Annotated in this window: 12 protein-coding genes and 1 tRNA gene; 8 read left to right on the top strand and 5 right to left on the bottom strand. The window is 56.3% G+C overall.

Annotated features, from left to right (window positions below; genetic code table 11):
* Nucleotides 1-11 precede the first annotated feature (11 nt).
* Nucleotides 12-332 (bottom strand): helix-turn-helix domain-containing protein, encoded by a 321-nt coding sequence (locus tag ACWFTY_RS07590; protein ID WP_447526661.1) that lies wholly within the window; start codon nucleotides 330-332, stop codon nucleotides 12-14.
* A gap of 278 nt (nucleotides 333-610) precedes the next feature.
* Between ACWFTY_RS07590 and ACWFTY_RS07585 the strand changes: the two genes are divergently transcribed.
* From ACWFTY_RS07585 to ACWFTY_RS07575, 3 genes are all read left to right on the top strand, one after another.
* On the top strand, nucleotides 611-1,117 hold the full coding sequence (locus ACWFTY_RS07585) for a DUF983 domain-containing protein (protein WP_447526660.1): 507 nt from the start codon (nucleotides 611-613) through the stop codon (nucleotides 1,115-1,117).
* Between the two features lie 168 nt (nucleotides 1,118-1,285).
* Nucleotides 1,286-4,123 (top strand): TonB-dependent receptor, encoded by a 2,838-nt coding sequence (locus tag ACWFTY_RS07580; protein WP_447526659.1) that lies wholly within the window; start codon nucleotides 1,286-1,288, stop codon nucleotides 4,121-4,123.
* Nucleotides 4,123-5,178 carry a phytase gene (locus ACWFTY_RS07575; protein WP_447526658.1) on the top strand — a complete coding sequence of 352 codons (1,056 nt, stop codon included), beginning with the start codon at nucleotides 4,123-4,125 and terminating at the stop codon, nucleotides 5,176-5,178. The genes ACWFTY_RS07580 and ACWFTY_RS07575 overlap by 1 nt, the downstream gene beginning before the upstream one ends.
* Before the next feature lie 303 nt (nucleotides 5,179-5,481).
* On the opposite strand, the gene ACWFTY_RS07570 is transcribed toward ACWFTY_RS07575, so the two are convergent.
* From ACWFTY_RS07570 to gspJ, 4 genes are all read right to left on the bottom strand, one after another.
* The gene (locus tag ACWFTY_RS07570; RefSeq protein WP_447526657.1) at nucleotides 5,482-6,534 is read right to left on the bottom strand and encodes a Leu/Phe/Val dehydrogenase; all 1,053 of its coding nucleotides are present in this window, start codon (nucleotides 6,532-6,534) and stop codon (nucleotides 5,482-5,484) included.
* Between the two features lie 120 nt (nucleotides 6,535-6,654).
* Nucleotides 6,655-6,731: transfer RNA gene (locus ACWFTY_RS07565), tRNA-His, on the bottom strand.
* Between the two features lie 90 nt (nucleotides 6,732-6,821).
* Nucleotides 6,822-7,817 (bottom strand): type II secretion system minor pseudopilin GspK, encoded by a 996-nt coding sequence (gene gspK / locus ACWFTY_RS07560; RefSeq protein WP_447526656.1) that lies wholly within the window; start codon nucleotides 7,815-7,817, stop codon nucleotides 6,822-6,824.
* A complete protein-coding gene (gspJ, locus tag ACWFTY_RS07555; protein WP_447526655.1) occupies nucleotides 7,814-8,428 on the bottom strand; it encodes a type II secretion system minor pseudopilin GspJ in 615 nt (204 codons plus the stop codon). Before gspJ ends, gspK begins: the two co-directional genes overlap by 4 nt.
* A 107-nt stretch (nucleotides 8,429-8,535) precedes the next feature.
* Between gspJ and ACWFTY_RS07550 the strand changes: the two genes are divergently transcribed.
* From ACWFTY_RS07550 to ACWFTY_RS07530, 5 genes are read left to right on the top strand one after another with little or no spacing between them, the layout of a single operon-like run.
* Complete coding sequence (locus ACWFTY_RS07550) at nucleotides 8,536-9,177, top strand: prolyl hydroxylase family protein (RefSeq protein ID WP_447526654.1); 642 nt, start codon at nucleotides 8,536-8,538, stop codon at nucleotides 9,175-9,177.
* Between the two features lie 19 nt (nucleotides 9,178-9,196).
* Nucleotides 9,197-10,408: an Nramp family divalent metal transporter gene (locus tag ACWFTY_RS07545; protein ID WP_447526653.1), complete on the top strand. Its 1,212-nt coding sequence runs from the start codon at nucleotides 9,197-9,199 to the stop codon at nucleotides 10,406-10,408.
* The gene (pxpA, locus tag ACWFTY_RS07540; protein ID WP_447526652.1) at nucleotides 10,405-11,160 is read left to right on the top strand and encodes a 5-oxoprolinase subunit PxpA; all 756 of its coding nucleotides are present in this window, start codon (nucleotides 10,405-10,407) and stop codon (nucleotides 11,158-11,160) included. The genes ACWFTY_RS07545 and pxpA overlap by 4 nt, the downstream gene beginning before the upstream one ends.
* The gene (locus ACWFTY_RS07535) at nucleotides 11,160-11,831 is read left to right on the top strand and encodes a 5-oxoprolinase subunit B family protein (protein ID WP_447526651.1); all 672 of its coding nucleotides are present in this window, start codon (nucleotides 11,160-11,162) and stop codon (nucleotides 11,829-11,831) included. Before pxpA ends, ACWFTY_RS07535 begins: the two co-directional genes overlap by 1 nt.
* Nucleotides 11,828-12,775, top strand: a complete 948-nt coding sequence (locus ACWFTY_RS07530; protein WP_447526650.1) for a 5-oxoprolinase subunit C family protein — start codon at nucleotides 11,828-11,830, stop codon at nucleotides 12,773-12,775. Before ACWFTY_RS07535 ends, ACWFTY_RS07530 begins: the two co-directional genes overlap by 4 nt.
* Nucleotides 12,776-12,797 lie beyond the last annotated feature (22 nt).

The following is a 12,797-nucleotide window of genomic DNA, read 5'->3' as shown; positions in this document are numbered from 1 at the left end:
CGGACGAACCTCTATTCCGCGCCCGCGTCCGACCCTGCCTGGTCGAACAGGATCGAGCCTACCGCATTGGCCGCCTTGCCATCCATGGTCTCGCGCATCCGCACACCGCGGCCGATGCCGATGCTCGATGCATTTTCGCCAATCAGCTCGATCCCGCTATTCTCAAGCGCCCCGATAACTTTGACCAATGTATCGACGACACCACGCACCTGCCCGCCCGACGCTTCCATGCGCTGAATCGTGGGTAGCGAGAGGCCGGCCAGTTCTGCCAACTGCCGCTGATCGATACCTAGCAAGGCGCGCGACGCCCGCATTTGTTGCGACGTGATCATTAATCTATCCTTACTGATATATAAAACATCAAATATCAGTATTAACAATTTATTCTAATAGTGTATAGAGGGTATTCGTCGATGACGGTATATCAGGACCGGCGATCCCGACAGGAACACAAACCAGACCAATTTCACCGCGATGATGGTACCTGTCTTATGATCGGCCCGTTCATCGCCCTCACGGACGCCTGCGGAATATTCCGCAGCTGCCGCAAACCAGAGGCTGCCATAAAGTCAGCCGGAATTTCCAAAGAAGATTGGACAGGAAAATATTAATGGCCGGATTTGAAACTTTGCTCGACAGAATCGTTGACGACATGAGTAGCAGCGATGGAGCAGACGATAATATGACGGAGAAACGCATTATCCCCGCTCTGCCGAGAACGGCGTTGGAAGCGTGCACCCGTGGGCTACTGGGCCGCTGCCCGAGCTGCGGCGAAGGCAAGATGTTCCCCCGCCTGCTCAAGCCTATCGAACATTGCCCGGCATGTGGCCAGGACTGGACCGCGCAACAGGCCGATGATTTTCCAGCCTATGTCGCGATCATCGTGACCGGGCATTTATTGGCGCCCGTCATCATCTTCATGATCAACGAGACCGGCTTTTCGATGTGGACCAATCTTGCGATCATTATAATCCTCGCGCTCATTCTGATTGCGGCCTTGCTGCAACCGGCCAAGGGCGCGATCATCGCCCTGCAATGGTGGATGGGGCTGAACGGATTTGACAAGCCCGCGCGGCCGACTGCGGCCATAATCCCCGATAATGGTCGTGATCTCTGACAACCGGAATTTCGGTCTGGAGACGCGACCCCCCGCGACATGATTTTGGCGTTTTCGTGCTTGTCACGAAAGCGTCAATAAAGATTCACCCAGGAGTCTTCGAAACGGTCATTTCCCTTCACAATTAGCGCCTAGAGGCCCGGTACATCAGATTTACCGGAGGGCATCATGGCCAGAATATCTAAGTTTCGCAAAGAGTTACTAATCGGATCAGCGGCTATTCTGCTCGCTCTTCCGGGCGCGGCATGGGCCGGTACGGTCAGCGGCGTGGTCAGTGACCCGAGCGACACCAGAGGATTGCAGTCCGCCCAGGTCCGCATCGTCGAACTGGACCGCGTGGTCACCACCGGTCGCGATGGCAGCTATCGCTTTCCCGATGTTCCCGCCGGCACCTATACGCTGGAAACCCGCTATGTCGGTGCAGACACCGGTCAGAGCAGTGTAACCGTCACCGAAACCGGACCCACCGTCGCCAACATCATGTTGCAGACCGGATCGGGAATGGAAATTCTGGTCATTGGCCAAAGCGCCAATCAGGCCAGTTCGCTCTCCCGCAAGCGCGAAGCGGACGGCGTAAGCTCGGTCATCACCCGCGATTCCATCGGACAGTTTCCCGACCAGAATGTTGCGGAATCCCTCCGCCGGGTAGCCGGTGTCAACATATTGAACGATCAGGGTGAAGGCCGGTTTGTTTCGGTGCGCGGCCTCGACCCCAATTTGAACGCATCATCCTTGAACGGCGTGCGCATTCCCTCGCCCGAAAGCGATGTCCGATCGGTCGCGCTCGACGTAATTTCCAGCGACCTTATCGAGTCGATCGAAATCAAGAAATCGCTGACCCCCGATATGGACGCCGACACGATCGGCGCCTCGATCGAAATCAAGACCGTCAGCGCATTTGACCGCAAGAAAGACCTGCTGACGGGCAAGATCGAGGGCAGCTACAACGACTATGCCGGTCATGTGTCTCCAAAAGGCAGCATCGACTTTTCCACAAGGCTGACCGACGATATCGGCGTTGCAGGCGGCATATCATATTATAAGCGCAAGTTTGAAACCGACAATGTCGAAGCCGATGGCTGGGACATCAACGACGATGGCGTCGTTTATGCCGAAGAAATCCAGTATCGCGACTATGATGTCGAACGCGAACGGATCAGTGCGTCACTGTCCTTCGATTTCCGCGCCAGCGACAGCACAGAATTATATGCTCGCGGTATCTACAGCCAGTTCGACGATCAGGAATTTCGGACCCGCACCACGTTCAAGCTCGATGAGGAAGCCAGCAGTGGCGATGCGACTAGCGCCCAGTTTGATGACGCCGATGGCGAAATCGAGATCGAACGGGACGTCAAGGACCGTATGGAAAGCCAGAAAATCCGCTCGCTCGTGCTCGGCGGCAAGACCGAAACTGGTCCCTGGAAAATCGAATATTCGGGCAGCTGGTCGAAATCGAGCGAATATGAAAATGGTTCGCTTGACCCCACCACCTTTTCCAACAAGTTCGAAGGCGACGGCGTCGGCGTCTTGTTCGACTATAGCGACCCGCGGATCCCGCTTTACAGCATCGTTTCCGGCGCGGCTCTCGCCAATGATGCCAGCGTCTACGAACTAGACGATGTCGAACTGACCACCTTGTCCGATGCGCAGGACGAAGAATATTCGGCCCGCCTCGACGTCTCCCACATATTCGCAATGGATAGTGGCGATTTTACCGTACAAGGCGGCTTCAAGGGCCGCTGGCGCGAGAAAAGCCACGATAACAACGTAGAATTCTACGAGGACGGTACCGGCAATTATACATTGGCCGATGTGCTGGGCACGCAAACCTATCGCATCGCCGATCTCGGTCCGGTCGCCAGCCACACAGGCCCGACGGAATATTTCCGCGCCAATTTCGGCGATTTCGAGCTGCAGGAAATCGATAGCCAGTTCGACTCCGCGGTTTCGGACTATGTAAATCAGGAAGATATCTACGCCGGCTATCTTCTCGGCCGCTGGGACAGTAACAAGCTTCGCGTCATCGGTGGTCTCCGTTTCGAACGGACCGAAAATGTCATCTCGGCAAACACGGTGACCCTCGTCGAGGAAGATGCGACCTTTGGCGGCGTGCTGTTTACCGAGGATACGGTCGTTGTCGCTCCCAACAGCTTCACGCGCAGCTATGATGACTGGTTGCCAAGCCTGAATATCCGCTTCGAACCGCAGCGCAATCTGGTGTTGCGCGCTGCTGGCTATCGCAGCATCGTTCGCCCCAACCTGTCCGATCTCGCTCCCCGCTTCGCTGTCGAGCAGAATGACGATGACGAGCGCGAAGGTGAATTCGGTAACCCCGACCTCCAGCCTTATGAAGCCTGGAACTTCGACGCTTCGGCCGAATATTATTTCAGCTCGAACGGCGCGCTGACGGCCAATGTCTTCTACAAGGACATCAAGAATTTCATCGTGGATTCGCTCGAGGAAGACGGCACCCGCTTCGGCATTGACTTTGACGAGGCAACCATACCGATCAACGGTAGCAGCGCCGAAGTCTTCGGCATCGAACTGGGCTTCGCGCAAGCGCTCAATTTCCTGCCCGACCCGCTCGACGGCTTTCTCGTCAACTTCAACTATACCTATACCGACGCCACCGGCACGGTGCCGACCGACGGCGACATCACCGACCTGCGCAGCATAAAGCTGCCAAGTAGTTCCAAACATACGTTCAACGCTGTGCTTGGTTATGAAAAGGGCCCGTTTGATTTCCGGCTGGCCGGCACGTACCGCGACCGTTATCTTGATGAGCTCGGTGCGGAAGCCAGCGAGGACCGCTATGTCGACAATCATTTCCAGCTCGACGCCAGTGTGAAATTCAAACTGAACAAGAATATCCGGCTGTTTGCGGAATGGATCAACATCAACAATGCCAAATATTTCGCCTATCAGAATTTCGAATCGACCCAGCGTCTGCTGCAATATGAAGAATATGGCTCGACGTTCAAATTTGGCGCAAAGATAACAATGTGATGAAAAATACTGCACTTTTGCTGCTCTTGAGCAGCGCCGCTCTCGCCGGATGTACGGCCCAAAACGGGATCGCTTCATCCGCCGCCTCTCCGGCACCTACGCTGGAACTGACCGCAGACGCGGAAACGGTTCCAGTCGGTACGGTCAACCGCGACGCTGCGGATGATCCGGCGATCTGGCGCAATGCCAAGGATCCGGCGAAAAGCCTGATCATCGGCACCGACAAGCGCGCCGGTCTCTATGTCTACGGGCTGGACGGATCGAAAAAATCCTTCCTTCCCGAAGGCGAGCTCAACAATGTCGATCTGCGCGAAGTCATGATAGACGGGAAGAAAACCGTGCTGGTCGGGGCAAGCATCCGCAATGATCCCGCCAATGCCCATGTCGGTCTCTACAAGCTCGACACGGTAACCGCTAAATTGTCGCTGCTGGGCAAATATCCGGCGGGTGCCGGCGAAGCTTACGGCTTTTGCTTTGGCCAGGATCACGGCGGCGAAATTTTCGCCTATATGATCGAGAAAAGCGGCTTCGTCCGTGAGCTGACTTTGTCATTTGCCGATGGCAAAGCGACATCGAAGGTCACGCGGGAATATAAGCTGGCAACCCAGCCGGAAGGCTGCGTTGTCGATGATCGCACCGGACGGCTCTATGTGGGTGAGGAAAATACCGGCATCTGGCTATTCGATCTGAACGCCGACAGTTTCACGCCACAGCGCTTTGCCAATATCAATGGCCGTGAACTGGTTGCGGATGTCGAAGGTCTGGCACTTGCAGCCGACGGCGAGAATGGCGGCTATCTGGTCGCATCCAGCCAGGGCGACAATGCCTATGTGCTCTATGACCTTGTAACAGGAAACTATGTGAACCGCTTCCGTCTCGTCGACGGCGCCATCGACGGCACCTCGGAAACGGACGGCATCGAAGTCATAATGGGCGACTTTGGCCCGGCCTATCCCGAAGGCCTGATGGTGATGCAGGATGGCGCCAATGAAGGCGGCACGCAGAATTTCAAACTGGTAAGCTGGTCAAAGATCAAGGCTGCGGTCGCGCCATAATATTGAACGCTGGAACGGAAGGGAGCGCATCTGCGCAGCTCTCTTCCGTCAAAACTTCTTTCCTACAACCGACCCGGTCCTCTATCCTCCGGCCTGTCCTTCGCCATGCGCGGGACAGGCTCTTTGACATTCAAACGGAAGGAGGATGCTCACACGACCTTTGAAACCCCGCGCACCGGGGCGGAAAATCCAAAGGTTACACTAGGCGCCAGCATAGCGGCCAGAAAATGGCAGAAAACTCAGGATTTCAGTCAAAGGTCACAGAAAACAATACAAGTGATCTGTGTAAAGTTCGGCCTGCGCTTAACCCCGCCCGATCAGCTTCATCGCCATATTGTCCGCAACGTCAGAATCCGGCAATTTCTGTGACGCGCTCTGTTCCCATATTTCAGTCAGACGCTCTGGAATCATCGCAACCCTGCGATTGACTTCCTTGACATCACCGTCGCCGAGATATTCCAGAGCAACGCTGATGATACCGCCGCTATTGATGACATAATCCGGCGCGAACAGGATGTTACGGTCAAAGATTCGCTGTCCGTCTTCCGGAGTCGCCAGCTGGTTATTGGCGCCGCCCGCAACGATCGGAACATTGAGATGAGCGATAGAGACCTTGTCGAGTATCGCGCCCAAGGCATTGGGACTGAACACATCTGCCTCGATCCGCATGACCTCGTCGAGTCCGACGACCGTCGCGCCGATTTCCTTTGCCAGCGCCGCAGCATGGTCCTTGTTGATATCGGCGATGCTCAGCTTCGCGCCATCCTTGGCCAGCAAACGGGCAAGACCGCCGCCAACGCTGCCCACGCCCTGAATCGCGACGTGGACGCCATCCATAGTGTCGCGGCCAAGCTTGTGCGCCACAGCCGCCTTCACGCCGAGATAGACGCCCATCGCGGTGAACGGACCGGGATCGCCACCGGCTTCGCCGCTGTTGCTGACCGGCAGGCCGGAAACATATTTGGTCTCTTTGGTCAAAGCGACCATGTCGGCAGCGGTGATACCGACATCTTCCGCAGTCACATATTGGCCGCCAAGCGACTCGACCATCCGGCCGAAAGCGGCCAGCATTTCTGGGGTCTTGGTACGATTGCGATCAGCGAGAATCACGGCCTTGCCGCCGCCCAGCGGCAGACCGGCCATGGCGTTCTTGAAGCTCATGCCGCGCGACAGGCGCAGCGCGTCGGTCACCGCGGTTTCGCGATTCTCGTAATGCCAGAAACGGGTTCCGCCGGCACCGGGGCCCAGATGGGTGCTGTGCAGAGCAATAATCGCGCTGAGGCCGCTGTCGGCATCATGAAAAAAATGGACCGCTTCATGGTCGTCAAAATCCGGCAAATCCCACATCACGCTCATGGCGGTTGTCCCTAGCAAACTGGAGTAATTAAATATCTCATAGCTGTAATTTAATTACAAATAAATAGAGACTTTGCAGCACGGCCAAGTGGTGATGGCCTTATGCTTCTAAGGGGAAAATGGGGCGATCGAGGGGTCTTGAACCCCCGACCTCCGGTACCACAAACCGGCGCTCTAACCAACTGAGCTACGATCGCCACAAGCCGCGCACTATATAGCCGCATTGCGATGGGGTCCATAGGGATAGCCGGTAGCCATCGTCAAGCATTTAGCGGGCCATTCCGGAATTAAAACGCATCGCCGCGCTGGCGATGGACGAGGCGGGCCGGTTGCCGGGCCGCATCGATCAAAGCACGCTCCTCGACCAGCGCGCTTTGCATCTCGACCGCCAGGTCGACGCGGAACCAGCGTGTGGTCAGCTTGACCTGACTTTGGACTTCGGACGTTGCTCCCAGACTGGCCGGATAGGATTGCGCCCAGAAATCATTCAGACTGCCGTATCCCAATTCCGGCCGCCGCCCGAGAAATTGCCGCGCTGGTGTCAGATCGGAAGGCACAGCTCCCAGCATGGCGAGCAATATCGCCTGCTCCGGCCGGAGAGTATTGATATTTATCGGCGACAGATCGGTGGTCGGCAAGGCGCATATCCATGGTGCGAGGCGGACGTACACATCATCGGATACGCCCTTGATCGTTCGCAACTCGCTGACATCGACGATCAGCGCATTGGCCGTGCGATAGGGACTTTCTTGCTGCAGATAATATTGATCCTCTGCCCCTCGGGGAGCCGCCACCATATCGCTGTCGATCCAGTCCGCGACCGATTCCGCAATATCAGCGGCATCGCCGTCCAATATGCCTAGCATGACCATCAGACGTGAAAATTGCGCCATGCCTTCCGGCCTTGCCGAAAGCAAATCCTGCTGCTGCGTGACGAGGCTGTTGATATTGAAGCAATTGCCGCCGTCGGCCAGCGATGCGGTGATCATCCCGCCGGGCACCGGAAAGCTCTGCTCCTTACCGTTCCAGCCGCCAACGTTGATCGTCCGGCCCGGCGAAGCGGACACAATCTCTTCGGCAGACCGCATGCCGATCGATTCCGCCGCGATCAGATAGGCCTTGGCCTGCGACAATTCCCGCGCATTGGAAGCAAGCTTGGTCGCGCCGGCCAGTCGGTCAATCCCGTGCGCCGCCAGGATCGCGATCACCGCGACCAGCAACAACACCGTCAACAGCGCCGCGCCGCGTTCCTTCTCCGTCCCTATCTCCCGAAATTCGCTCACAAATAGCCCGTCCCGACCAGAAACAAATGGCGGTATCGCCGCCCTTGCTGATCAAACTTGACCTCAATCGCCCGCGGCAAATCTGCCAGTCTCTCGGTTTCCCAACGCCCGGACCACAGCCCGCGCTTGTCACGAAAGCGAACCTCCAGTGTCTCGACATTCGAGATCAGCACCGCCGGCTGATCAATCGTGCCGCCGTCGGTCATCCGGTATCGCCACCGCTCCAGATTGCCGTCCGTCAGCCGATATTCGACCCGTTCCAGATTGGATCGCGCCTGCCCGTTGATATTGCTCTGGCCACCCCGGGTGAATTTCAGGAAAGCCGCTTCCGGCCCACCGGTCTCGCTGACAAAGGCTGGCATCCGGTCGCCGCGATCATCGCGATAGCTCCGCGGCAAAGCCTGGCTTAGGTCAGCCTCCATCAATGAAACAAAGCGCTGCATTTCCGCCATCTGGCCCAGATTCTCTGCGGTTGTCTCGTCACTGTCGACAGCAGACCGGAGCATGATCACCCCCGCGACAGACAGCATCGCGAAAATGAACAGCGCCACCATCATCTCGACCAGAGTGAAGCCATTGCAATTGCGGGAGTTGGCGAAAAATTCGTTCATCGTCCTCGCTTATATTCAGATTGGCCCAAGCCGCAAACAGCGGTTGCGATCAACGGGGATTCATTTATCGTGAGACAGGGTAGTTAGGCACAATTTTGGACGATCATATGACAGAGGCCAATAATACATCGGCTGACTATCTTGTCGCATTGGGAAAAGTGCAGCGTTTTCCGCGCAAGGAAATAGAATTGTGCATCGTCAGGAATTTCCTCAGTCCTGACGAATGCAGCAAACTGGTGGCGCTGATCGACGACCAGCGGCGCCCTTCCACCATTGCCGATCCGAACGGTGACGATTATTTCCGGACCAGCGAAACCTGCGACCTCGATCATGAAGACGGCTTCGTCGCCGAGATCGATGCGAAGATCTGCGCTTTTGCGAATATCGACAAGAAATTTGGCGAACCGCTGCAGGGCCAGCGCTATGCCGTCGGTCAGGAATTTAAGGCGCACACGGATTTTTTCGATCCCGCTGGTCAGGATTTCCCAAAATATTGCTCGATCTCCGGCCAGCGCACCTGGACATTCATGCTCTATCTCAACGAACCCGATGCTGGCGGGGCCACACGCTTCACCGAATTCAAGAAGAGCTTCACCCCGGAAACCGGTACGCTGTTGTGCTGGAACAACCGGAATAAAGATGGCAGCGTCAACAACTGGACATTGCACCACGGGATGAAAGTCCGGCGCGGCACAAAATATGTGATTACCAAATGGTATCGCGAGAAACCCTGGCCATGGAACGGTTGAATCAATTGCACCAAAGACGATGAAACTTAGCAGCTATCGGCCCGGTCCGGGCATGATGGTTTCCGCTGCCTTCATCGGCCCCGGAACCGTTACTGCCTGCACATTGGCGGGTGCTAATTTCGGCTTCGCGCTGCTGTGGGCCTTGGTATTCGCCACCATCACGACAATCATCCTCCAGTCCTTCGCCATCCGCATTGCGCTGGTCACCCAGTTGGGACTGGCAGAAGCGATGCTCAGATCCGTCACTTCGCCAATCGTCCGAGCGCTGGCTGCCTTGCTGCTGATTTCTGCACTCGTGCTGGGCAACGCAGCTTATGAAGCGGGCAACATGTCGGGCGCAGCGCTGGGCCTGGAAGCCGTTAATGGTGGTTCGTTGCCCTTTGGCATGGCGCCGGTCATCATCACCATTGCCCTGTTCGCATCTGCCATGCTGATATTCTCGAAACCGAGATGGGTGGAAAATATTCTGATAGGCTTGGTATTATTGATGAGCGCTGCCTTCATCCTGACCTTTCTGCTCATCAGGCCCGACCTAGGGGCCTTGCTGCAAGGTTTTGTGCCTTCAATCCCCGATGGCGGCCTGATGACCGCGATCGCTCTGATTGGCACCACAATCGTGCCCTATAACCTATTCCTGCACGCCGCGAGCGTGCGGGAGCGCTGGGACAAAGAACAACTGCCCGAAGCGCAGCTGGATACGACGATCTCGATCGGAATCGGCGGATTGGTATCCATGACGATATTGGCAACCGCCGCAGCTAGCCTTTTTGGCAGCGGCAAGACGATAGAAAATGCGGTCGACATGGCCCAGCAGCTCACGCCACTGTTCGGCAACATGGCGACCATCACGCTGGGCGCGGGACTATTTGCAGCGGGCCTGACCTCCGCAATCACCGCGCCACTGGCCACCGGCTATATCGTGCAGGAGATTTTCAAATCTTCCAACTCGCGCAGACCGTTCCAGATCGGCGCTCTGATTGTGATCCTCTCCGGTACGTTCGCAGCGCTGCTAGGCTATCGTCCGGTTGAGCTGATTTTCGTTGCCCAGATCGCCAACGGGCTGCTGCTCCCGATCATCGCGATTTTCCTGCTCCGACTGGCGAATAACAGGAAGCTGCTCGGAGAATATGCGAATGGTCTCAAAGCCAATATCCTCGGAGCCGCCATTTTGCTGATCACCACCGCTTTGGGCTTCCGGTTGATCGCCCGTGCTTTAGGATTCTGGCCATGACCTTGACGATCGATTTGAATGCCGATCTTGGCGAAGACGAGAGCCCTGCGGGTATCGCGCGCGATATCGCAATCATGGATATCATCTCCAGCTGCAATATCGCCACGGGCGGCCATGCCGGCTCGCCAGAAAGCATGCGAACGATGCTGGCGGCTGCCAAATCTAGGAATATTGCCCCCGGAGCCCATCCTTCATACCCGGATCGCAGCAATTTTGGTCGCCAATCGATGGATATCTCGCTGGAAGAATTGGAAGCATGTTTGACCGGCCAGTTGCACGATATCATATCCATAGCGAAACAAGTCGGCGTGCCGTTAACCCATCTCAAGCCGCATGGTGCTCTGTACAACGATGCACAGGATGATCCGTCTCTCGCGAATCTGCTCGTCGAGTTGGCAAGCAGAAGCAATCTTGCGCTGGTGGGCATGCCAAGATCCCTGATCCAGAAAACCGCCAAGGAGAGAAAAATATCGTTCATCGCCGAAGCTTTTATCGATCGGCGATATAGCAAAGACGGTCGACTGGTACCCCGCAGCGAAGCGGGAGCTGTACTTGCAAACGAGGGTGAGCGTATCCGACAGGGTCTGTCACTGGCTCAAGGATCCGAACTGACAATGCATGATGAAAGCCTTCTGAGAATCAAAGCACATAGCCTGTGTATTCATTCCGATAGCGATGGCGCTCTGGAAACCGCAAAGAAAATGCGGCTGGCGCTGGAAAGAGCCGGCATAGCGATTAGGCCGGTCGGATAGTGGCGGACGACGAACCGGCGATCCACATCTGCGATGACTGGATCAATTTGACATTTCCCGACTGGAAAGCGGTTCGGGCAGCACAAATTGCCCTTTCTGCCGACAATTACTGGACAGAAATTGTCCCCGGTCTCGACAGCATAGCAATCCAGTTCGACCCTGCCCTTGTTTCACCCGATGAAGCCGTCACCATAGTAAGAGACCAACTGGATCACGCGGCACCCGCTTCCAACAAAACCAATATTTTAGTGACAATTCCAGTATGTTATGATGCAGAGCTGGCTCCAGATCGAGAATATGTAGCCAGAGAACTGGGGATTGCGGCTGAGGCATTGCCATCCTGGCATGCATCACGCCTGCAACGCGTGTCCATGCTGGGCTTCATGCCGGGATTTGCCTATCTCGAGAGCGCGGAGACATGCCCCGCCATTGGCCGACTGGCAAATCCCAGACAATTGGTCAAAGCCGGCTCCATTGGCATCATTGGCCGGCAAAGCTGCATCTATTCCTTCGACAGTCCTGGCGGATGGCCGATCATTGGCCGTACCCCTCTCCGCCTGTTCGATCCCGCAAAAAGCCAGCCAGCATTGCTTTCAGCAGGAAATTCTGTCCGCTTCGAGTCCATTTCAAAAGAGGCGTTCGACCGCTGGCCACAGGAAGCGGAAAAATGAGCTTCACCGTTCTCAAAGCCGGGTTGCAAACGACTTTGCAAGGCGCACCCTTCACCGGGCATCGATATCTGGGCATGCCTGCGGCAGGCGCCGCCGATTGTCTCTCACTGGCACTGGCGAATTTCCTGGTCGGCAAGTCCTTTGATGCAATCGCGATCGAAATCACGCTCACGGATGCGCTTTTCCAGATGAACGAGCCCTGCTCGGTCGCTGTCGTCGGTGCGGCGGAACATGTCCGGATCAATGGCCACGCCCATCCCCAGCACCAGACGCTGAAAGTCATGGCGGGAGACAAAGTCGACATCGGTCCGAGCCGACCGGGATGCCGGACCTATGTGGCGGTATCTGCGAACATTAATGCGGATCGGCTACTCGATGGCCAGTCTACCTATCTCGCGGCGGCTCTCGGCGGCTTTCACGGCAGGGCGCTCAGGAAGGACGATATCATTTCCTTCGCACCGCATTCGCCAGTCACCGACGTGGAACGATTCACCCCGCAAAATCTCAAGCTACATTATAGCGATGACCATGTGCTGCGGATTATACGGGGGCCCGAGGCTTCTATTGCTAATGCTGGAGTGCTCGATGATTTATGCCTGAGCACATATGCTGTCGGAGCACGCGCCAATCGAATGGGCTTGGCGCTGGAAGGTGCGCCTCTAAGCGCTAGCAACTCGTCCAATATGCCTAGCGCCGCGGTTTTCCCCGGTACAATCCAGTTACCGCCAAGCGGCCAACCCTATCTGCTCGGTGCCGATGCGCAGACAACCGGAGGCTATCCCCGGATCGCACAGGTAATCAGGGCCGACCGTCATCTAATCGGGCAACTGGGTTCGGGATCACGGGTTCAGTTTGTGCAGACCACGACAGAACGGGCCACAGAAATATACCGGGAAAAGCTTTCCCTGCTATCTTCCTGGCTGGGCCAGATCAAATTGTGGTAATCTATCGAGGCTATTCAATAGC

The sequence above is a fragment of the Parasphingorhabdus sp. NYA22 genome (assembly GCF_976973735.1).
The sequence above is the reverse complement of the archived record's forward strand: the minus strand, read 5'-3'. Positions and strand labels throughout refer to the sequence as shown.

What these genes read in the sequence shown, in the direction of transcription:
- ACWFTY_RS07590 (WP_447526661.1), bottom strand. Translation starts at nt 332, where the DNA reads ATGATCACGTCGCAACAAATGCGGGCGTCGCGCGCCTTGCTAGGTATC.
- ACWFTY_RS07585 (WP_447526660.1), top strand. Translation starts at nt 611, where the DNA reads ATGGCCGGATTTGAAACTTTGCTCGACAGAATCGTTGACGACATGAGT.
- ACWFTY_RS07580 (WP_447526659.1), top strand. Translation starts at nt 1,286, where the DNA reads ATGGCCAGAATATCTAAGTTTCGCAAAGAGTTACTAATCGGATCAGCG.
- ACWFTY_RS07575 (WP_447526658.1), top strand. Translation starts at nt 4,123, where the DNA reads ATGAAAAATACTGCACTTTTGCTGCTCTTGAGCAGCGCCGCTCTCGCC.
- ACWFTY_RS07570 (WP_447526657.1), bottom strand. Translation starts at nt 6,534, where the DNA reads ATGAGCGTGATGTGGGATTTGCCGGATTTTGACGACCATGAAGCGGTC.
- gspJ (WP_447526655.1), bottom strand. Translation starts at nt 8,428, where the DNA reads ATGAACGAATTTTTCGCCAACTCCCGCAATTGCAATGGCTTCACTCTG.
- ACWFTY_RS07550 (WP_447526654.1), top strand. Translation starts at nt 8,536, where the DNA reads ATGACAGAGGCCAATAATACATCGGCTGACTATCTTGTCGCATTGGGA.
- ACWFTY_RS07545 (WP_447526653.1), top strand. Translation starts at nt 9,197, where the DNA reads ATGAAACTTAGCAGCTATCGGCCCGGTCCGGGCATGATGGTTTCCGCT.
- pxpA (WP_447526652.1), top strand. Translation starts at nt 10,405, where the DNA reads ATGACCTTGACGATCGATTTGAATGCCGATCTTGGCGAAGACGAGAGC.
- ACWFTY_RS07530 (WP_447526650.1), top strand. Translation starts at nt 11,828, where the DNA reads ATGAGCTTCACCGTTCTCAAAGCCGGGTTGCAAACGACTTTGCAAGGC.